8 protein-coding genes and 2 pseudogenes are annotated in these 21,299 nt (G+C 38.0%); 6 read left to right on the top strand and 4 right to left on the bottom strand.

Going from position 1 to position 21,299, the window contains the following annotated elements:
* The first annotated feature begins 4 nt into the window (after positions 1 to 4).
* From AC4MCC_RS09455 to AC4MCC_RS09445, 3 genes are read left to right on the top strand one after another with little or no spacing between them, the layout of a single operon-like run.
* Entirely contained in the window at positions 5 to 4,987 is a 4,983-nt protein-coding gene (locus AC4MCC_RS09455) for an Eco57I restriction-modification methylase domain-containing protein (RefSeq protein WP_491885187.1), read from the top strand.
* Between the two features lie 3 nt (positions 4,988 to 4,990).
* On the top strand, positions 4,991 to 11,371 hold the full coding sequence (locus AC4MCC_RS09450; protein WP_491885186.1) for a DEAD/DEAH box helicase: 6,381 nt from the start codon (positions 4,991 to 4,993) through the stop codon (positions 11,369 to 11,371).
* Positions 11,368 to 13,461 (top strand): UvrD-helicase domain-containing protein, encoded by a 2,094-nt coding sequence (locus AC4MCC_RS09445; protein WP_491885185.1) that lies wholly within the window; start codon positions 11,368 to 11,370, stop codon positions 13,459 to 13,461. Before AC4MCC_RS09450 ends, AC4MCC_RS09445 begins: the two co-directional genes overlap by 4 nt.
* 66 nt (positions 13,462 to 13,527) lie before the next feature.
* Here AC4MCC_RS09445 and AC4MCC_RS09440 read toward each other — a convergent pair whose 3' ends face one another.
* From AC4MCC_RS09440 to AC4MCC_RS09430, 3 genes are all read right to left on the bottom strand, one after another.
* Positions 13,528 to 13,941 (bottom strand): hypothetical protein, encoded by a 414-nt coding sequence (locus AC4MCC_RS09440; RefSeq protein ID WP_491885184.1) that lies wholly within the window; start codon positions 13,939 to 13,941, stop codon positions 13,528 to 13,530.
* 74 nt (positions 13,942 to 14,015) lie between these two features.
* Positions 14,016 to 14,345 (bottom strand): hypothetical protein, encoded by a 330-nt coding sequence (locus tag AC4MCC_RS09435; RefSeq protein WP_491885183.1) that lies wholly within the window; start codon positions 14,343 to 14,345, stop codon positions 14,016 to 14,018.
* A complete protein-coding gene (locus tag AC4MCC_RS09430) occupies positions 14,342 to 14,938 on the bottom strand; it encodes a hypothetical protein (protein WP_491885182.1) in 597 nt (198 codons plus the stop codon). Before AC4MCC_RS09430 ends, AC4MCC_RS09435 begins: the two co-directional genes overlap by 4 nt.
* 322 nt (positions 14,939 to 15,260) lie before the next feature.
* On the opposite strand from AC4MCC_RS09430, the gene AC4MCC_RS09425 reads away from it, so the two are divergent.
* Together AC4MCC_RS09425 and AC4MCC_RS09420 are read left to right on the top strand one after the other, a co-directional pair.
* Positions 15,261 to 17,366, top strand: a complete 2,106-nt coding sequence (locus tag AC4MCC_RS09425; protein ID WP_491885181.1) for a RecQ family ATP-dependent DNA helicase — start codon at positions 15,261 to 15,263, stop codon at positions 17,364 to 17,366.
* Positions 17,367 to 17,368: 2 nt separating this feature from the next.
* Positions 17,369 to 18,850 (top strand): DNA-processing protein DprA, encoded by a 1,482-nt coding sequence (locus AC4MCC_RS09420; RefSeq protein WP_491885180.1) that lies wholly within the window; start codon positions 17,369 to 17,371, stop codon positions 18,848 to 18,850.
* 167 nt (positions 18,851 to 19,017) lie between these two features.
* On the opposite strand, the pseudogene AC4MCC_RS09415 reads toward AC4MCC_RS09420, so the two are convergent.
* Positions 19,018 to 19,152 (bottom strand): annotated as a pseudogene (locus AC4MCC_RS09415) (IS3 family transposase); the annotation flags it as partial.
* Between the two features lie 807 nt (positions 19,153 to 19,959).
* Here AC4MCC_RS09415 and AC4MCC_RS09410 point away from each other — a divergent pair.
* Positions 19,960 to 21,039: pseudogene (locus AC4MCC_RS09410) on the top strand (IS66-like element ISAba17 family transposase); the annotation flags it as partial.
* Between the last annotated feature and the right edge of the window lie 260 nt (positions 21,040 to 21,299).

Genomic DNA, 21,299 nt, shown 5'->3' with positions numbered 1-21,299 from the left:
GATCATGGCTATTAGTGATAATGCAGCGACATATTTGGGCATTCAAAACGAAAATGAATTCTATTCGGCACATTATTTATCAGAAGTTTTCGATGGCGATATTCGGGATTTAATCCAACAGTGGCAAGCTAAAGAAGAGCAGGACAGAGAGACTCAGCAAACAGTTATTTTTGAACCGCCATATCAACGCTTAAAAAACTTAGCACGTCCATATTTTAAAACACATGAAAAAATTCAGCGTGAACGTAGTTTAAAGGCAACTTTAGAAGAACGTCGAGAATTACGCCAACAATTATTAAGTGCTTTGGATATTCCTTTTGCTCCATATAACCATGTTTTTTCAATTGGAAATAAGGATGTAGAACTGCCAGTTTTGTCTGCTTATCCAAATCAGCAACAACCAAAATTGATGGTTGTAGAGGCAATTGATAAAGAAAATGACGGTTTTGACCCATTCTCACTAAGCCTGCTGAAAGAGCAATTCTTTGGACCAGGACCATATGCGGATGGTCTAGTGCATAAAGCGAAAGATGGGACTGCAATCAAGTGGTCGGACATTATCAATGATCACATTTTTAAGATGCAGGAGCCACCACGTTGGGTCTTGGTCTTAGGTGATCGACAAGCAATTTTGGTTGATCGTTTTAAATGGCTACAAAACCGCGTTTTACGTTTTGATTGGGATGAAATTTTAGGCCGTAAAGATACCAAGACCTTACAGGCCACAACAGCATTGTTATTTAAAGACAGTCTTGTTCCTGAAGATGGTGATTCGTTGCTCGACAGCCTAGATGAAAATGCACATAAGCATGCTTTTGGGGTATCTGAGGACCTGAAATATGCCCTGCGTGAAGCAATTGAACTCTTAGGCAATGAAGCAACGGAACAGCTTTTACAACGTAAAGATATTAGTTGGGCAGGTGAAAAAACGGGGCTAAACCCAGAGCAACTCTCAAGAGAATGCTTACGTTATATGTATCGTTTGTTGTTCTTGTTCTATATTGAAGCGCGACCAGAGCTAGGCTATGTCCCAATTAAAACCAGCCAGAGCTACTTAAAGGGATATAGCTTAGAGAGTTTACGTGACTTAGAAATGGTGCAATTACAAAGTGAACAGTCTTTGAAAGGTTACTATTTCCATCATTCGATTCAAAAGTTGTTTAATTTGATTCATACCGGTAAACCGCACGATCAAGGGGATCTTGCACTTGAAGGAAGTTACAGCGCATCAAGTACGGGTTTAACAGGTTTTGATATTCATGCTTTAGACAGCCATCTATTTGATCCGAAAAGAACTGCATATTTAGAAAAAGTAAAATTTACCAACCAAACACTACAACGTGTCATTCGCTTGATGTCTTTGACGCGTGAAACCAGTGGTCGAGGTCGTCAACGCCGTGGTCGTGTTAGTTATGCGCAACTCGGTATTAACCAATTGGGCGCAGTTTACGAGGCGCTGCTGAGCTACCGAGGTTTCTTTGCTAAAGAAGACTTGTATGAGGTGAAAAGACCTAAGGACAATTACGATGAACTGCATGAAGGATATTTTGTTACTGCAACAGAAATTGACAGCTATGCGGATGATGAAAAAGTCTATGAGCGAAATGACGAAGGACTCAAAGTTCTTAAAAAGCACCCTAAGGGTAAGTTCATCTATCGTTTAGCAGGTCGTGACCGTCAAAAGTCAGCAAGCTATTACACACCAGAGGTGCTGACCAAGAGTTTGGTGAAATACACCTTACGTGAAAAACTCGGTGCGGATTTAGAAAAAGTCAGTGCCGATGATATTTTAAAACTGACAGTATGTGAGCCTGCAATGGGTTCAGCCGCATTCTTGAACGAAGCTGTCAACCAATTAGCAGAAGCTTATTTAGTTAAGAAGCAATCTGAGCTCAATCAACGTATTGAGATGAAAGATTATCAACATGAATTACAGACGGTCAAAATGCACCTTGCCGACCATAATGTATTTGGTGTCGATTTAAACCCGATTGCGGTTGAACTTGCAGAAGTGTCTTTATGGCTGAACTCGATCAATGGTTCAAATCAGGTACCATGGTTTGGGTATCAATTATTTAACGGTAACTCGCTGATTGGTGCACGCCGTCAGGTGTATGACGAGAGGCAGATTAAAACCAAAGTCAAAGCGGATAAATGGTTTAACTTTGCACCGAAGCGTTTAGCGCCTGAAAGTTTGGCTCGTAAAAAATCAGATCGAGCTAAAACTGAAGTTTACCATTTCTTATTGCCTGACCCTGATATGGCGAACGTGACAGACCGTGATGCCAAAGCGTTAAAACCTGAAAAATTTGAAACGATTAAGAATTGGCGTAAAGGTTTTTTATCGAATTTAGAAGCTTGGGAAATTGAGACGCTACAACAATTTAGCGATGTGATTGACGAGCTTTGGGCACAGCATGTTCAAACCTTAAGAGCCGACCGTGCCCGTACGGAAGATCAATTTAAGATTTGGGGACAGGAGTCTAAAGGTCAAACCACGACGACTGCGGCTAAAGATGAAATTCATGCCAATGGTATTTTTAACCATGATGCGCCAATTGCGACACCATATCACCGTTTGAAATTGGTGATGGATTATTGGTGTGCATTGTGGTTCTGGCCAATTGAAAAAGCAGATTTACTGCCTGACCGTGCGACATGGATGATGGAGCTAAAGCTTGTACTGGAAAGTGAAGTGTATGATTTCCATCAACCTGAACAAGGTGGTTTTGATTTTGATGCGACAGTAGACACGGCGCCTGCTTTAACTGGGTTTGAAAAACCTCAGCATGATTTGTTTGGGGATGCTCAACTCAACTTAACGGTACAAGAAGAGAAGCTGAGTCAAGTTTTAACAGCAAAGGGTGAGTTGCATTTACCGAGTCTGTATAAGCAACATCCACGTTTACAACTGGTAAAAGAGCTTGCGGATAAGTTTAAGTTTTTCCATTGGGAACTGACCTTTGCAGATATTTTTGCTGACCGTGGTGGTTTTGATGTGATGTTGGGGAATCCGCCGTGGTTAAAGGTGGAGTGGAATGAAGGTGGCGTATTAGGAGATTACAACCCTGAGTTTTTAATTAAAAACTTTTCTGCGACGAAGTTACGTGAACGTAGAAAGCAGGAGTTTGAAGCTAAACCTGCATTGGAAAATGCGTGGTTTACTGAGCTGGAAGAAGCTGAGGGGACTCAGAATTTCCTCAATGCTTATCAGAATTATCCTGAACTAAAAGGTATTCAAACAAACTTATATAAATGTTTTATACCTCAGGCTTGGAAATATATACATTTTGATGGAGTAAGTGGTTTTCTACATCCAGAAAATGTGTATCGTGAAAATAGTGGGGGAAAATTTCGAGAGTTAATGTATTTAAGATTAATAGCTCACTATCAGTTTCAGAATGAGAAAAAGCTTTTCCCTATTGGGAATAGAAATAAATTTAGCATTAATATTTATGGGAAAATTAAAAATTTACCTGAGTTTTTAAATATATCTAATTTATTTATACCAAAGACTATTGAACTTTGTTATGAACACAATGGAAAAGGCTCAGTTCCGGGAATTAAAGATATTAATGATAGTTGGTCTGTACTTGGACATAAGAGCCGTCTAATTAAGGTAAACAAAGATGTTCTAAAAATTTTTAATAAACTATACGATGATGGAGACGTACCTATACTTCATTCACAATTACCGGAAGTTCATTCTACAGAACTAATTTCAGGTATCGAAAAACTTAGTAATACTAAAGTTCGGCTTAATAATTTTCCTAATACATATATTTCTTTTGAAATGTGGCATGAAACTAAAGCTCAGAATAATTTAATTATTAAAAGGAATACAAGCTTTGCAAAAGATAATTTAAATTGGATTATGTCTGGACCACATTTTCATATAGCAAACGCATACTTTCAGACTCCTAAAGATATATGCAATACTCATAGAGCATATGAGAATATTGATTTAATGAATATTTCTAATAGTTATTTACCAAGAACTAATTATCTTCCTAATAAGATTGAAGACTATAAACGTAAGATTATTAATGTGCCTTGGATAGATGATGGATGTAGCTCAAGCAAAAAGGTGACTGAATATTATAAAATGATTCATCGCAGACAATTGAGTTTATCAGGAGAGAGAACTCTTTTATCAACAATAATACCTCCAGAAGTAGGAGCAATACATACTTGTATTATTACAGTTTTTAAAGATTCTAATATTTTACTTGATTTTCAAGCTTTACTTTTCTCAATAGTTGCTGATTATTACGTTAAATCAGTAGGAAAAGAAGATTTATATATTTCTACTTTAGAACAATTACCAGTTATTACTTCGCCAAAGTTAAGAATACGAGTTTTAACCTTAACTTGTTTAACTAGTCAATATAAGGAATTATGGGAAAAAAGCTGGGCTGAAATTTATAAAAATGATCGTTGGAGTTGTGAAAATAGCTTATTAAATCAAAAACATTTTTCAATCTTAAGTAAATCTTGGGCACGAGATAGTGCTTTACGAAGTGATTATGAACGCCGTCAAGCACTTTTAGAAATCGACGTACTTGTAGCAATGGAACTCGGTATGACTTTACAAGAACTGCTCACCATTTACCGTGTGCAATTCCCAGTCATGCAACAGTACGAACGTGAAACCTATTACGACCAAAGCGGACGTATTGTCTTTACCCCATCAAAAGGTCTTGTTGGCATAGGTCTAGCACGTAACGCAGGACCACGTGATCCATCGGTCATTATTGAATATCCGTGCGGTAAAAAAGAAAGTAAACCCCTCGGTTGGACTGAAGCCCAAAAACTACCAGATGGTACAAAAATTCATAGAACTATTTTAGATGACACGCAACCGGGTGGACCTGTTGAACGTGTGATTACCTATACCAGTCCATGGTACTTACCAAATCGAGAAGAAGATTATAAACAAGCGTGGGACGTGTTTACGGCACGATTCAAAGCGCAAGAGGGTGTGTAAAGCATGTTTCCGAGTTTAATTTCAAAAGATATAGAGCAAGCATTAAAAAGTTTTATTACAACTGGCTACGAAACGGAAACACCACACTTTAAGGGGAAGTTTGAAGCACTGGTTGATAAAGACGCAAATGGGGAAGCTTTTTTTAAAGGACCTTATGTCTCTTTAGGGCTACCTTTTGCTAAAAATCCTAAAGCGACTTGTCATTTTTTCCCAAACTTCAAAACAGAACATTCACCGTTTGCACATCAGGAAAAAGCATGGCAACGTCTTGTTGGAGAAACTGCAAAACCAACTTTGGTTGCTACAGGCACGGGGTCGGGTAAAACAGAATGTTTCTTATATCCATTGTTGAATCATTGCTTAGAACAAGCAGGTAAAGGCATTAAAGCCATTATCATTTACCCAATGAACGCTTTGGCAACCGACCAAGCGAAACGTTTTGCCGAAGTCATCCATAACACTCCTGAACTAAAAAATCGTGTCAATGTCGGGCTATTTGTCGGTCAAGATGACAATGCAGCCAGTGGCACCAAACAAATGTCGGCGACACAAGTCATTACCGACCATGACACCTTGCGTAAGACACCACCAGACATTTTGTTAACCAACTATAAAATGTTGGATTACTTGCTCATGCGTCCTAAAGATCAAAGTCTTTGGGTGCAAAACAAAGCGGATACCTTAAAGTATTTGGTTGTCGATGAATTACATACTTTTGATGGTGCACAAGGTTCAGACTTGGCAATGTTGATTCGGCGTCTAAAAGCCCATTTAAAAACACCAAAGAATCATTTGGTCACGGTGGGGACTTCTGCAACTATTGGCTCTGAAGAAAGCAAAGGAGATTTACTGGATTTTGTTTCGAAAATCTTCGATGCGGACTTTACAGCAGACAGTATTATTGGTGAAACACGGGTCAGCCCAGCCGAGTTCCAAGCGCCCATTGAGTATTACAGCATCTCTTATGACTTTGATCCAAAGCTGTTAAACCAACAACAATTTGAATCGGAAGAAGAGTATTTAAAGCACCAGGCGTGGTTCTTCTTTGGTAAAGCAACAGATGGCGGTTTTGACCTCGATCCTAGTGATATGCAATCCCGCCAAGAATTAGGCTTAAAGTTAAAAAGCCATGCATTCTTCCTAAAATTGTTGAATGATGCACAAACGCTGACACCATTTTCAAGTTTAGTCCCTGAGGCGAGAACATTACCACCAAGTCTCAGACCTTACTCTGAGTATATTCTGATGTCATTGTTGGCATTGGTGTCTCATGCACGTGGTAAAGATTACCCAGGACAACCCTTTGTTTCTTTAAGATTTCAAGCGTGGATTCGAGAGCTGCGCCGTATTGTCGCCACGGTAAATAAAGACCCTGAGCATGTACACTTGCACTATCATGACGATTTGAAAAAACAAAAAGATCAAGTAGTTCTACCTGTTCTGCAATGTTCAGAATGTCATGCAACATCTTGGCTAGCGGCAGAGAAGATGGGTGATACCCAAATTGAAACGGACCTACGTAAATTGTATAACCGTTTCTTTAAAAACGATGTACAGGCCAAATATCTGATGCCGATTGCTCCTGAACAGTGTCATGATGTTACGGGTGTGGTGAGTTATTTATGTGGTGAATGTTGTCACCAAAGTGCGGTGAAAGCAGATCAGTGTAATAAATGTGGCTCTAAAAACGTTGTTTGCGTTGTAGAAAGTGCTGAGATCAAAGAAGTTCAAGAAAAAGGTGTAAATACCACAAAAAAAGAACGGACGTGCCCATCTTGTCAATCCCGTAACTCGCTGATCATTTTTGGTTCTCAGGCGGCCAGTTTAACTTCAGTTGCGATTAACCAACTGTTTTCAAATCAACTCAATCAAGATAAAAAAGTCATTGCTTTTTCTGACTCTGTCCAAGATGCGACCCATCGGGCTGGTTTTTATAGTGCACGCACTTGGGAGATGAACCTTAGAACAGGGATGGCACAATATATTTCTAAGAATGGCACGGTGCCTTATTTAGACTTTGTGGAACATTGGTTTGAAGATTATGAACTGAATGAGAAAAACCCAAATGGCTGGACCCATGAAAAATTCATTACTGAATTTATTGCGCCTAATTTAGAGTCTCGTGAAACGTATATTGATATGAAAGAGGGTAAAAACCCTCAACTTGCTCAATTATTGGCAGATATTAAACGTCGTCTTGCATGGGAAGCACTGCACGAGTTAGGTATTAAAAGCCAAACTGGGCGTTCTTTACGCCGTACGGGGGTGGCAACTCTGTATTGGGAAGCAACATTAGTTCATCAAGCAGCGAATCAATTAAAAGATGATGCACTTAATCACTTGGGATATGAGCTGTCTGAAAAACAAGCGCAACAAGTACTGTGGGGCATCTGCCTAAGGTTACGTAACCAAGGCGCGATCTATCATCAACTCTTAGAGGGGTATGTCGAGCGTGGCGGTGATTATTATATTTTAACCAATGACAAGACCTTACCAACTTTTGGTTCACACTCGCAACTACCTGTATTTCCTGCAAGTGATAAATGTAAGAATTTTGAAAGTATTACACTTAAAAAAGGTCAGAGCTGGTATGAAAAGTGGCTGACTTTGGTTGTACATACAGAACAACTGGTGGCTAAAGACTTTTATAGCAATTTGTTTGAATATTGCTTAAAAGCATTGCAAAGCGTGGACTTGGTTGTTGAACGGGTGATTAAAACCAAAGATGCACGAGTTTGGGGCTTAAATCCCCAAAAATTATTTGTTACTCATCAGCTCAGCACGTTCACCTTACGTGCTTCAGATAGTTTAGATCTATCCCAAGGCCATGGTGAGCTGAATGTTCCACAGCAATGGGATGATGAGATTGAAGATCTTCCATCATTGCAGTTAAACGTGAAGAACAACTCGCGGATGTATGTTTGGAAAAAAGATCACCGATCATTAAATAATTTTTATCGACATTTCTACTTGCATGGACAAATTAACCGTGTAATTGGGCATGAGCATACCGGTTTATTGTCACGTTCATTACGTGAAAAAATTGAAAATCAGTTCAAAGCCAAAGAAAAATCAGGTGAACGTAAGCCATGGTTTGAAAACCTATTGTCTGCGACACCGACATTGGAAATGGGTATTGATATTGGTGATCTATCATCGGTGATTTTGGCTTCAGTACCACCATCACAGGCAAGCTATTTGCAGCGTATTGGTCGAGCTGGACGTTCGACGGGTAATTCTGTGGCGTTAACGGTTGCCAATGGACAACCACATGATTTGTATTTTTATGCAAATCCATTGCAAATGATGGCGGGCAATGTTGAGCCACCTGCAATTTTCTTAGAAGCATCCATGGTGTTGAAACGACAATTATTTGCGTACTGTTTTGATGACTGGGGACGAGCAGAACAAGGTAAACAAAGTATTCCAGAGACCATGCAATTGGTCATTGGTGCAGTCAAAACCAATAATACAGACCGTTTCCCATACACTTTAATTGAATACATACGAACCAATCGTGATCGTTTATGGGATGAGTTTAGTGAATTACTGCCTCCTACAATGAGTGCAGATAATCGTGAGCGACTCAAAAAAGTTATTATCAATCATGATGCTGAAGAAGAGCAAATTGAATGGGTTTTGATTAATCGAATTAAAGAGTTGGCAGAGGAAATCAACCGTTTAAATGAGCAGAAGAATGCATTAGAAAAAACGTTAAAGAAAACCGAAGCATTACCAGATGATGATGAGAAAAAGGAAAAGTTAGATGAACTTCATCAAGAAATTACAGGTGTCTCACGACTGAAGCGTAATATTTATAGCAAAGCGACATTTAATTTTCTAACAGATGAAGGCTTACTCCCTAACTATGCTTTCCCTGAGGAAGGTACGACATTAAAGTCTGTCATTTTTAGAAAGTCTTCAGATCCCTCGAGTGCTTCACCGTATCATTCCGAAGAGTATGAATATACACGACCAGCTCATGCAGCGATTAGCGAATTGGCACCGAATAGTATTTTCTATGCGTCTCATCACAAGGTTGAGATTACCCGTATCGAAACAGCAAAGGGTAAAGCCATTGAAATGATGCGAATGTGCCCAAGCTGTAGTTATCATGAGACGGTGGGTTCAACGGTCACGGCATCAAGTTGTCCCCGTTGTGGTGATATTCAATGGGCAGATGTAAGGCAGCAGTTCCGAGTATTAAAGCTTGTTCAAGTATATGCCAATACATTGAAATCTAAGGCGATGCTATCTGATGATAGTGAAACACGTGAACCATTATTCTTTAATAAGCAGATGCTCGTGGATGTTGATCCGCAGGATGTGGAACTTGCATATGCTTTTGAAAACGAAGATCGACCTTTTGGTTTTGAATTCGTTAAAAAAGCAAAATTTATTGAAATGAATTTTGGTGAAAGTACGGGCTCTACTGACTTAACCTTTTACATCGCTGGTAAGGAGTTAGAGCGCCCAGGTTTTAGGATCTGCAAGGAATGCGGCACTGTACAAGACAAAAAAGGCTCTGCAAAACATCAGCACTACTGTAGCTTTGCTAAAAATCAAGATGAAAGTGGCATTGAACAATGTCTCTATCTTTACCGACAATATGTTTCAGAAGCTATCCGTATTCTTATGCCGAGTATGGCTGTAGCAACGCCAGATGAACAGATCAACTCTTTTGTTGCAGCAATGCAGTTAGGCCTTAAAAAGAAATTTGGCGGTAAAGTTGATCACTTACAAATTATGATTTCTGAACAGCCTGTTGCTGGTAGTGACTTTAGAGAACGCTACTTAGTAATTTATGATAGCGTTCCTGGTGGGACGGGTTATTTACATGAATTGCTCGCGGACCCAAAGCATTTGTTAGATACATTTAAAGCAGCCCAAAAAGTAATGGCTGAATGCTCATGTCAACATGTCGTTCCTGAGGTGGATGGTTGCTATCAATGCTTGTATGCCTATCGTAATTCCTACGGTATGGAAAGCACTTCACGTAAAGTGGCTTTGAATATGTTGCATGAGTTATTACGTGATGATCCGACATTTAAAAAAGTTGAACACTTAGGGAAAGTGAAAAAAGTGGTTTGGGAGGATAGCCAGCTAGAAGTACGCTTCCCAGAAGCACTGAAAACATTTAATGAACCAGAATTACAACCCTTTGTTGGTGGTAAGAAAGTCAGTGTAAAAGTTGATTTGATCAAAGGGCGTAAGGCATATCATTTAAGTATTGATAAAGAACAATACCGTATGGAAATGCATGTCCAATTGGGTCCATCACAGGGCGTTGCTTATGCTTGTGAGCCAGACTTTATTATTTACCCAGAAAATAAAGAAGCAAAGAAAGCGGGCTTTAAACCGATTGCAATTTTCTTGGACGGTTATGAGTATCATGCACAAAGTGTGCATGATGATTTACTTAAACGTCAGGCACTGCTACGTTCGGGACAGTATTGGGTCTGGTCTCTGACTTGGCATGATGTTGAATCAAGCTTTGCAAAAAATGAAGCTAAAGTTGCGAATGTATTCCCAAGTATTATTGTAGAAACATCAGCTTATGCTGGACTGAAAAGAGCACATGAACAAAACTTGAAGCCATATACGCTCAATGATTTACAACTCAATAGTTTTAATTTATTGATGAAGTTCTTGAGCCACCCTAATACAGAGGATCTGCAGAAATTAAGTGCTGTACAAGCCTTACGTTTAGTCGATCCTAAACATAAATCAGATCAAAATTTAGCGCAATGGAAAACTTTTACTCAGTATTTTCCTTTGGAGTTTAATGAGCTTTCTCAATCTAAATCTCTTATTTTAGGTAATATTTTTGAACTTGGTCATAACGAAAATCAGCTTAAATTAGCTTATGCCGCAGGTAATGGCATTATTAAAAGTCTTGATTTAAACGAACTCATGATTGGTATCCAAGTCCAATTGGGTGAAAAAAATATCGAAGAAACTAAAGTGCTGTGGATGAAATTATGGCAATTCATGAATTGGCTGCAATTCTGTCCAAATCTGTACGCTGGCGAATTTAAACATACGAATGAGGGTGTGCATTCAAAATTGAATTGGGATACACCATCCGTATCGAATCATGATGATTGGTCATTTGTATTCGAAGAAGCCTCAGAAGTCATGCATCCACTGTTATATGCATTAAAAGATCAGGGTGTTTCTATGCCTTTAGTTGGCTTTGAATTAGAAGGATCTAAAGGTGAAATTCTGGCAGAAGCAGAATTGTTATGGAATGATCAAAAAATCATTGTACTTTTGCCTTATCAATTCGATGACAAAGAAGTGTTTGATCAACAAGGGTATGACGTATACCTATTTGAAAATAATTTGGAAATATTAGTAACTGAATTGGGGGATAAGCTATGAAAACAAATTTAAAGCTGGCTTTTTCTGATGGATATTTTGCATCACTGAATAAATTGCCATCCAATATTCAGGCAAAAGTAAACCAACAGATTATGAAGTTTATGGTCAATCCCTCTTTGCCTGGTTTTAATCTAGAAAAATTACAAGTTGTCAAAGATGATAGCTTTAGATCCTTACGAGTAGACCAGACCTATCGTATCATTGTCTCAGAGCAAGGCAATATTCTGTTATTGCTTTGGGTAGATCATCACGATGATGCATATGCTTGGGCGAAGACGCATAAATGTAATATCAATGCCGAAACTGGTGCTATTCAGCTTTATCAAAGTGAAGTCCAAGCAGTGACAATAGAGCCTCAGGATACTTCAGAAAGTTTATTCAATTCTTTACGTGATAAACAATTGATGAAAGTAGGGGTGCCAGAAGATTTAATCCAGCAAGTTCGATTAGTGAAAACGGAAGAAGATCTCGATCAGTTACAAACCAATTTGCCACAGGATGCCTATGAAGGCTTATTCTTGTACCTAGCAGGGCAAAGCTACGAGTCCATTCTTGCTGAGCGTGAAATTGCTGAAGATAGTCAATTTAGTACGACTGATTTTGAGGCTGCACTTACTCGAGATCAGTCATTAGCTAAATTCTCTGTGGTTTCTGGTGAGACTGAATTGGAGGAGATGCTAAGTGCATCGTTAGAAAAATGGCGTGTCTTCCTACACTCATCACAACGTAAACTAGCAACAGGACAAAAAAAAGGACCTGTTCGTGTATTAGGTGGTGCGGGTACGGGTAAGACAGTAGTAGCTATGCACCGGGCAAAATGGTTAGCGGAGAATTTAACCGATCCGAATCATAAAATTCTATTTACAACTTTTACCAAGAACTTAGCACAAGATATTGAAGATCAGCTTAGAAGTTTATGTGGAGAGGCTTTGCTTCAAAAAATTGAAGTCGTGAATTTAGATCGATGGGTTCAGTATTTCTTACGTAAACAAAAATATGATTTTGAAATTGTATACAGTCGCGAAAAATTAGATGAACACTGGAAAATGGCCTATGCAGAAATGTCACCAGAATTGACATTAAGCTTGGAGTTTTTTAAAGAAGAATGGCTACATGTAATACAGCCACAAGGCATTACTTCACTTGAGGAATATAAGCAGGCACGCCGTGTAGGACGAGGAACGCGTTTAAGTCGAGCAGATAAAATTAAAGTTTGGGATGTTTTATCAGAATATAGACGGTTACTGAATCAACATGGGATTAAAGAAATCTCAGATGCCTATCGCGATGCAGCAGACTATATCAAAGTCAATGGTATAGATTTTCCTTATCAAAGTATTGTCGTGGATGAAGCCCAAGATATGGGGCCACAAGCATTCAAGTTATTGAGAGCGATTGTGCCAGAGCAAGAAAACGATCTCTTTATTGTTGGTGATGCACATCAGCGTATTTACGACCAAAATAAGGTCGTACTGAGCCAAGTCGGTATTAATGTCCGTGGGCGGTCAGCTAAACTTAAAATTAATTATCGAACAACAGATGAAATTCGAAAGTTTGCAACTTCAATCTTAAATGATATGCCTATAGATGACTTAGATGGTGGTGAAGATGACAATACTTTGTATAAGTCTCTGACGCATGGTCCAGCGCCATTTATCCTTGATAGTAGTCAAAACTTTGAAGAGCAAATGCAGAAGATATTTGCCTTTATTGATCAAGCATCTTATCCATTGGATAGTATTTGCATTGTTGCAAGAACAAATGCAGAGGTAGATAAAATCGCCTCACAATTTAATGCTGAGAAGAGAAAATTCCATAGAATTGAAACCTCTGAAACGCATGCTCCAAAGGATGTTGTAAAAATTGCCACGATCCATCGTGTTAAAGGCTTGGAATTCGATTTAATTATTTTAGCATCTTGTAATGAGGGGCTCATACCATTAAAGAAGGCTGTAGAGCATAAAGCTGATCAGATTTCTCAGATAGAAGCAGATGCTCATGAGCGATCACTTGTATTTGTTGCTTTAACGCGGGCTAAGAAGGAAGTAGTTGTTTCTTCTTATGGGGTGAAGAGCAGTTACCTAGTTTAATTGGTAAGGGTAAAATAACATATAAGTAACACTATGCAGCATCCATGGCTGCATAGTGAGAGAATTTTAAAAGCTAATACCGCTGATTTTTTGTAAAGCCATAATTTGGTTAGTTTTTGCTAACCTAAGCATTGGTCTTTTAGTTAAGTATGTTTTGTATAGGAGACTCCAATGGGAATCTGCATTATTCATAGGAATATTTTTGGTTAATAATGATTTCTTTGCATCAAAGGCATCAATAAAATCTTTAGGTAACTTTTCATGAGGAGTCGTACGTTCTCCGACAATAAAACAATCGACCAATGTAAAATCAATAAACTTTGCTGATGTAGTTTTATTGCCTTGTATTACCCAAACTATATCATTTTCATCTAATTTCATTTCTTTTTTGCTATAAACAGTCGATTTCCCTAAGTATGAGTATGGGTATGGAAAAAGCTTTGAATGAGACATATGGTAAGCAAGCCAATGTTTGGTCATATTTAACTCTTTATAAGGTTACGTTTAATAATTATGAGGACGAATAGAGAATAGACTCGCCCTCATATGAGCAACTAAGACTTGGTAAATTCTTCGATTTCTCTCATGGCTAAACTTAGTCTCGCTTTTATGTAAGCTCTCTGGTGAAAGGGCATATTGGATAAATCTAAGCTGTCAGTTCCGAGACCTTTGGCATGGAGATATTGTGCTAAAGCAAAAATTAATTTTTGCTTAATGATAAGAGTCACGAATTTTGTCTTATTGATTGACATTTTTTCACAGTAGAATTCCAATTTTTTAAAATCTTTTTCAGATAATTGAAATGATAGAGGAGATGATTTTTCATCAGTCGGTCTTAAGTCTTTAGCATGCATTTTGCCAAGTTCGATAAAGTAATTGGTCATTTTGTTTCTCCTGCTAAAGATTCTAGTTCCTTACAAGCTTCATCTTTATAACGTAATTTATAAAGCATTGTCAGAGTATGATTATTGTCATCTAAGGCAATTGCATCACTACGTAATTCATTAATAAGAGCACCCTTATCAATTTCATGGTAATTCTGATACATCTGATGCTTACCATTTAAGTAAGTTAAATAAGCTGAATCCATATAAGTTTTTACAAGCTCTTGTAATACCTTTGATCGACTTTTTCCTAAAACTTCACTCACAAAATCTAAAAGTTGTTTTTGGTTTTCAGTCACTTTAACTGATAAGCCCTTTAGGGTAGTTGAATCAGTGTCTAACTTTTCTGCTTTAGCTAGTTCTAAAAAATGCGTTAGTCCATCAAGGCTTAACTCTTCATCGATAAGAAAGTCATCTAATTGGTCCAAATGCTGATCATTATCAAAGAAAGTATTTAATTTCATATCTAGTCCATCTTCAAAGAACTCTAGGAATTCTTGGAATTCATTCAACTCAGAAAGATTTTCGTAAGATTGATTTGAATTGAGATCGCTATAAATCTCTAAAATTTTATTAAATTTATTACTGTCCATTACTAACCTCTGTTGTAGCGTTTGTTATAGATTAGACAAAACAAAATACAAAGTCAAATACAAATTAAATAAAAAAAAATTAAAAAAGTATTTATTTTTGATATTAAAGGTGTCCTGTGCACTATCAATTCTTGAAAAAATCAAAAGTATAAAATTGATGTTTTTTCTCATATGTGATGGAAATCTGACAGATCTATGTTTTTTAAGAAATTTATAAAGGAATAGATGAAAGTTTGTGTTGTATTATGTGCTGAAAATATAACAGAAGAGCATATTGAGCTTTTCGAGAAACTATATGCAAACTTTATAAAGAGGGTATGAAATGAGAGATCAAGCCTTAGCACTATTGAGAGAAATGACAGGCAATCCCACTGCTGAATTTCATGATGGACAGTTTCAAGCAATTTCACAGCTTGTTGAATATCAGTCCAAGCTTTTAGTTGTCCAAAAGACAGGTTGGGGGAAAAGTGCGGTTTATTTCATTGCAACGAAATTGCTTCGTATGCAAGGCAAAGGACCGACCATTATCATTTCTCCATTAATTGCATTGATGCGAAACCAAATTGAACGTGCAGGGCAGTTAGGGCTTAAAGTTATTTCGATTAATTCCTCTCAAACATCAGAACAAAATGATTATGCGAAACAGCAAATCATAAATCAAAATGTGGATGCAGTGATCATTTCTCCAGAGCAATTAGCCAATGATGAAATGATTGAAGATGTACTCAGTCATATTATTTCTGATATTGGTTTATTTGTGGTGGATGAAGCACACTGTATTTCAGACTGGGGACATGACTTTAGGCCTGATTACCGCCGTATTGTTCGAGTTTTACAGCATATGCCTGCTAATATGCCAATACTTGCAACAACGGCAACAGCCAATCACCGTGTGATTACTGATATCAATCAGCAATTAGGGCGGTATCTACAAACTATCCGTGGTGATTTAAAGCGTAATTCACTGTATTTACAGAATATTCCAATAAGTAGACGAGTCGAACGTATGGCTTGGTTAGCCGAGAAAATCCCTCAGCTTGAAGGGACAGGTATTGTTTATGTCAAAACAGTACGAGATAGTGAACTTTTGGCTGAGTGGCTAAATCATAATGGTATCAAAGCAGCTTGTTATTACGGTGGAGCAAACGATCAAGAACGTATTCACTTAGAACAAGCCTTATTGATGAACGAAATAAAAACTTTGGTGGCTACCTCAGCTTTAGGTATGGGATTTGATAAACCTGATTTAGGTTTTGTTATTCATTTTCAACTTCCAGGTAGTATTGTTGAATACTATCAACAGGTCGGTCGTGCAGGACGTGGTATCGATCATGCCTATGGTATATTGATGAATGGAACCGAAACTCAAGAAATTCAGTCTTATTTCATTCAAAATGCTTTCCCGAAAGAGCAAGAGATAGAGCAAATCCTAGATGCAATTGAAAAATGGGGAGGATTAAAATTATATGATATTGAAGCAAAAACAAATTTGAAATTTAGTCGAATTCAAGCTGTTCTAAAGTTCTTAAGTGTTGAATCACCTTCACCAATTTATAAAGATAGTCAGAATAAGTATTGTCGAAATGACCAAGATTATAGTCTTCCATATGACCGTATTGAGAGAGTGTCTAAAATTAAAGAGCAGGAATGGGATCAATTGATTGCATATCATCAATCCAATAATTGTTTGATGAAAGAGCTGACTACAGCTCTAGACGATCCTTTAGCTGAAGATTGTGGTAACTGTGTAAATTGTGAACCTGCTCGTAAAATATCAATTGATTTTAAACGTGAACTTATATTGGCTGCTGCTGAATTTGTGAAAATGCGCTATGTCAAAATTAAATCTAGAAAACAATTTGCACGTTCATCTGTTGTGGCAAGAGAAGCATTTCCTATATATCAATTTCCGTATCGGGATCTGAACTTACAGGCATCTGATGGCCTAGCACTTTCTCGCTGGAAGGATGGGGTTTGGGGAGATATTGTTGCTAAAGGGAAAAAACAAGGTAGATTTAGCGATGAACTTTTAGAACCGATGATTAAAATGATTGACTCAATGAATTTTGTTCAAAGACCTCAATGGATGAGTTATGTACCATCACGTCGTCATCCTCAATTGGTTAAAGATTTTGCATATCGATTAGCGGCTCAATTAGGCATTCCATGCAAAGATGCTATTGTAATGACATCAGTTCGCCCCCCTCAAAAAACTATGCAAAATAGCTTTAAACAAAGTCAAAATTTAGATGGTGCATTTGAGATTGATACGACACAGGGTTTTGAAACCCCAGTATTACTCTTAGATGATGCTGTAGATTCTGGGTGGACATTTACGGTAGTAGCCGCACTATTGCGACGAGCAGGTGTTCAAGCCGTTTATCCTATTGCTCTAACGAGTACAGCGCAGCAAGACCAAGGTGAATAAATATGCAATATGACGAAATCATGCAAGCAACCATGTTGTTGTGCTGCTACTTTAATAAAAATGAAGTAAAAAACTTTAAACCTTTGAGTGGTTTAGAGTACTCGAAGCTTGCACAATGGTTATACCAAAATAAATGGAGCCCAGCAGATTTATTATCGCAAACGGATGAAATACTGACAGAATGGGATGACCCTAAAGGGAAAATAACTCCAGAACGTATCAAACAGCTACTCGGTCGTGGTGTCAGTATGTCATTTGCCCTAGAAAAATGGACTAAACAAGGCATTTGGGTAATTTCTCGTGTGAGTGAGTTCTATCCTAAAGCGATCAAAAAGCATTTAGGTGAGCAACGTCCTCCTATTTTATTTGGTTTAGGTAATCAACAACTGTTAAACCTAGCAGGTCTTGGGGTTGTTGGTTCACGCTCCATTACTGAAAATGATGAAATTTTCGCATCTGCAACAGCTAAAAAAGCAGTTGAGGAAGGTTACAACGTCATTTCTGGTGGTGCGAAAGGTGTTGACCAGACCGCTATGCAGGCTGCTTTAGAACATGGTGGAAAATGTGTAGGAATTTTGGCTGATGGTATCTATACCAATGAAACTCGACGTATTTTTTTAAATTATTTACGTCAAGGAACCCTAGTCTTGATTAGCCCATTCTTCCCGGAAGCTAGTTTTAGTGTGGGTAATGCAATGGCTCGCAATAAATTTATTTATACCCTTTCAGATGCTGTCATCGTAGTGAAAAGCGATAAAGATAAAGGCGGAACTTGGACTGGAGCTAAAGAAAACCTTAATAAAAAATGGGTTCCTTTATTGGTGAGAGATATTGCAGCGGAAGGTAATCAGGCATTAATCCAAATGGGGGGAATTGCTCTTGGACATCATGAACTTCCATATAATAAGCTTTTATCCCAATATGCTCAAAGTAGTGGAGTAAAAATTGTAGAAAATAAAATATTTACTGAAGTGGAAGCTGAAGAAGCTCGTGTAATTTTACGAACCAAACTAGGAACAAAACCTTTACTACAACAACCGGATCTTTTGACTAATAATGTAGATATGTTTGAGTCATTAGTTGAGGAGCCAGATCTGCATTTAGAATATCATGTTGATTCAAAAACGACTGATAAAGTAAACGAAGGCTCTATAGTAGATACTTTAGAAAAATTATCAGAATTACATGTGAATCCACTACAAATTGAATTAATCACTGGTTCAGAAGAACTATCTGATAAGGAAAGTAATTCAGAGGAAATACAATCAGTTCAGATCCATCAAAGATATGGTGCAATTTTTGAATTATTTGTGAACACATTAATTTTATTGTCAAAAGATCGCACTACTTTATTTGCCTTAAATGATGTGAAAAAGCAATTCCCTGAATTGCAAGATACTCAAATTAAAAAATGGTTAAAAGAGCTTGAAGCTGAAGGATGTATAGTGAGAGAAGGGCGTAAAACACTTTATAAGTTTATATAGTTTTTAAGCTTATGTGAGTCTATATAGGTTCAGTATTTACTATATAACTAAATACTTTTATTGATGTATTAAGTGTGTGATTCATAGACATCAATTCAATATAATGGGTGTCTATGAATAGATAAATACAACTAGACTGCTCCCAATATCCTAGACATGAAACAGCCTCATTTTGAAGTTGCCTCGAATGCTTCTAGGCCCATTCCATGGAGATGCGAATTATGGCTGATTCGATTGTAAAACTTCTCAATATAATCAAACACATCTGCACGCGCCATTTCTCGTGTTTTATAGATCTGCTTTTAACTCTCGCCCTCTTCAAGGTAATACTCCCTCAAGAAGCCTTATTTTTAGGTCATCAAAAACTTAAGATGCTTTGGTATGCGAAACGCTATGAGCAAGCGCTGTTGAGTTATAGAGTTCAAGGTATCGAGATTGACAAAACTTGGGTGTATATCAGTGAACAAGCAGAAATACAAAAACCCAAACCTCGATTTGATCGTGGACCTATTTTAGTGGTGATCGATACGTTTGGCTCAATGAGTGGAACACCTGAAATTATTGCAAAAGCGTTAACTTTACAAGTTGCTAAAATTGCACATGCAGAAAAAGACTTTGTTACTTACATACATTTGGCGGGCAGGGGTAAAGAATTGAACATGATCTAAAGTTTGCTCAAGATGGTATTGAAAAATTACTCGATTTTTTGGGCTATTCTTTTGGTGGTGGTAATGATGTTGAAACCGTTGAATATGCTGTGAAGCGACTTGAGCAAGAACAATGGCAAAAAGCTGATGTAGTGATTGTAAGCGATGGGAATGGTCCGTTTCTGCAAATATTGAAGATGTTGTAAAAAAAGCGGTTGCACAATGAACACGCTTTCATGGAGTACAATGTAGAGGTAGGGGACTATAGGTGGGGCTTAAAACAATTATGTGCAAATGTATATAACTTTAAAAATTGGGGGTAAGATTTGAGAAGTAAAAAAGATATTATTTGTTATAAATTTTTACAAAAAAAGCCTCTTTTTTTGTATAATGTTTTGTATAAATAATATTTAAATCTTATATAAGTGTTTGAATTTAAATAAATATATTTATTAATGGAATTGGGTCTGTGATCAGTGTGACACTCTGACTCAGCAAGCGATGCCAGCCTATGTGATTGATAAAGGCATTGCTTCACCTGAATTGCTTAGCCATGTGCTGGTGTCAAAGTATGCCGATCATTTGCCTTTGTACCGTCAACGTCAAATCTTTCTACGCGCAGGTGTTGATCTGTCTAGATCAACGTTATCTGACTGGATTGGCCGCTGTGGGGTGGAACTGGAACCTCTGGCCAATGCCTTAAAACAGGTGGTACTGCAACAGCAGGTGATCCATGCAGATGAAACACCGGTGACGGTCATGCAGATGGGTGAAAATGAGAAAAAGCCCAAAAAAGGTTATGTCTGGGCCTATGCCAGCACACAGTACAATCCAGTTCAGGCAGTGATCTATGACTTTCAAGATAGCCGTTCTGGCCAGCATGCTGAAGACTTCCTGAAAGGCTGGCAGGGTCATTTGGTCTGTGATGATTACAGTGGTTATAAAGCACGCTTTAGATCAGGTCAGGTCATTGAGGTGGGCTGCATGGCACATGCACGTCGTAAATTCCATGAACTACATGTGACCAAGAAAAGTCAGGTCGCTGAACAGGCATTAGTGCTGATTCAGAAATTATATGCGATAGAAGCAGAATTAAGAAAAAAGACGGATGGTACAGCGGAAGACCGCTGCGAATACCGACAACAGCATAGTCAACCGGTCATGCAACAACTATATGAATGGCTCAACCAACATCAACTGACGGTGCCATCGAGTTCTCCAACCGCCCGGGCGATCAATTACAGCCTAAAACGTTGGACTGCTTTAAGCCGCTATCTGGATGATGGCAATCTACCCATTGACAATAATTGGATAGAGAACCAAATGCGTCCCTGGGCCTTGGGGCGTAAGAACTGGCTATTTGCAGGTTCGCTGCGCAGTGGTCAACGAGCTGCCAATATCATGACTTTAATCCAGTCAGCAAAGCTGAATGGCTTGGATCCGTATGCCTATTTAAGTGATGTGCTGAAAAGGTTGCCAACACATAAAGTGCCTCAAATAGAAGAATTACTACCTCACCGCTGGAAACCTGAACCCCGTTAAAACTTGGCGATGGCGTTCAGCGGATGCTTACTTTTTTCGTAAGAGATGCGATGGATGTCTGGTTATTTGTAGTCATAAATTTTAGTCCCCACTTGTTTTTAAGTGGGGACTAAATTAAGGCTTATAGGACGAATTCATAAGGTGTGTTTAGCGAACGCTTACTTTGAAAGATTAAAGAATTATTTTTCATAATCCTTAAAAATTTATAGGAAGGTAGTAAGTGCAACTTTTTAAAACAAGGATATACCACAACACTATTT

It is taken from the genome of Acinetobacter sp. CAU_H_56 (genome assembly GCF_058599425.1).
Note: the sequence above shows the minus strand (reverse complement) of the source record. Positions and strands in the feature narration are given on the sequence as shown.